This window comes from Pseudomonas sp. K5002, from assembly GCF_013386655.1.
In the GTDB taxonomy this organism is placed as follows: Bacteria; Pseudomonadota; Gammaproteobacteria; order Pseudomonadales; family Pseudomonadaceae; genus Aquipseudomonas.
Genome location: NZ_JACARK010001280.1, coordinates 1 through 1,463 on the forward strand (window position 1 = coordinate 1; position 1,463 = coordinate 1,463).

2 protein-coding genes are annotated in these 1,463 nt (G+C 56.7%); one reads left to right on the forward strand and one right to left on the reverse strand.

The window, feature by feature from the left end; all coding sequences use genetic code 11:
- A partial coding sequence (tssA, locus tag HX846_RS35675; RefSeq protein WP_178967291.1) for a type VI secretion system protein TssA occupies window positions 1-569 on the reverse strand: 569 nt, incomplete at its 3' end.
- A 403-nt stretch (window positions 570-972) separates the two neighbouring features.
- On the opposite strand from tssA, the gene tagH reads away from it, so the two are divergent.
- The coding region (gene tagH / locus HX846_RS35680) for a type VI secretion system-associated FHA domain protein TagH (protein WP_178967292.1) at window positions 973-1,463 on the forward strand (491 nt) is incomplete at its 3' end.

A 1,463-nucleotide genomic window follows, 5' to 3' on the forward strand; every position in this document is an offset into this window, starting at 1 on the left:
GCTTGCAGTTGCTCGGCATCGCTGTCGAGGAATGCGCCGTTAAGCTGTTCGGCACCGAGGTTTTCGCCGGGGAAACTCTGCAGCCCGCTGGCATTCAGCGCGGCGCGCAGGCTGACGGGCCCGAAGGTGCGCGAACGGGTGAGAATGGCCTCACGCAGCAGGCGGATGTTCGCGTCGCTGGCCACGCCGCTGAGGGCGTTGATGCGCACGGTGGGGTCGTTGTCGTCATCGGCATCCAGGCGCGGATGCAGGTCGGCCCAGTATTCGCGCAGCAGCGCGTTGATCAGTGCGAGTGCGTCGGCAAGCCCTGCAATGCCCTGGAGGGCGAGGGCGGCTTGCAACAGGAAATGGGTGATGCGCAGGTCTTTGCTGCGTTGCAGGAGGTCGAGACTTTGCTGCTGGATGCTGCGCCATTCCGGAGGTTCGGCAGGCAGGATCGAGTCGCCCATGCTGCGCTCGGGTTGACCCTGTGCGGCACGCTCAAGATGCAAGTAATCGGCGTCATATTCCAAGTCTTCGCCACAGGGCGAAGTCGCGGAAACGGCGGCGAGCAGCAGAGGCACATCCACTAAATTCGATCTCCCTATCAGCCCGTTAGATGACGGGCAACTCATGCATTAGTTGCGCGAGGAACTTTGCATGTTTTCTTGGTCTTATTTAGCGCTTTGACATCATGCTGATTTCAAAGTGCCATCATTGATGTTCAAGAAGTTGTGCATTTTTGGTGTAGTACTTATGCCTTGTCAAGGTAAGCTATTCGCCCTCTATGACAGATGTGCGGTGCTTAACATCTTGTGCGACTGATCAGTCGAAGCAGGTGCCGAGGCAGGATTTTTGTCATACAGGCCGGTTAAGATCAGCAATTACGCGGGTTGAAGCAGGCTTTCAAGGTTTTGAAAGGATCTGTCGTGGATCTCTCGGAGCATTTCTCCCAGGGAACGGCCGCGCGCGAAGTATCAGCAAGGAGGCAAGATGTCGCTGTGCTTGACTATCACTAGTTATCACAAGATTACCCCTGGCCAGTGTTCTGAAAAGTCCCTGGACCAGGGAGTGATGGCTATTGGCCGCGGTTCCGAAAATGACTGGGTACTGCCTGATCCAGAACGTCTTGTTTCCACGCAACATTGCGTTATTCAGTACAAAGATGGTCGTTACTACTTAACTGATAACAGCACTAATGGAGTTGAGTTAGTGCATGCCGGTATTCGTTTGCGGCGGGGAAGCAGCGAGCCATTGCAGGACGGCGAACTGATCCGCATCGGCGATTACGAGATCCAGGCGCGTATCGATTTCAACCTGAAAGTGACAGATACCCCGTCTTTCACCGGTGACGCTTCCAACAGTTTCGAAGCCCTGATGGGCGCCGCCGTGAAGGCCCCGACGCCACCTCCGGTGATCGCGCCGCAGTTCCAGGGCGCCTCGTCGATGGACACCCTGCCGGACCTGTTCGACTTCCTCGCGCC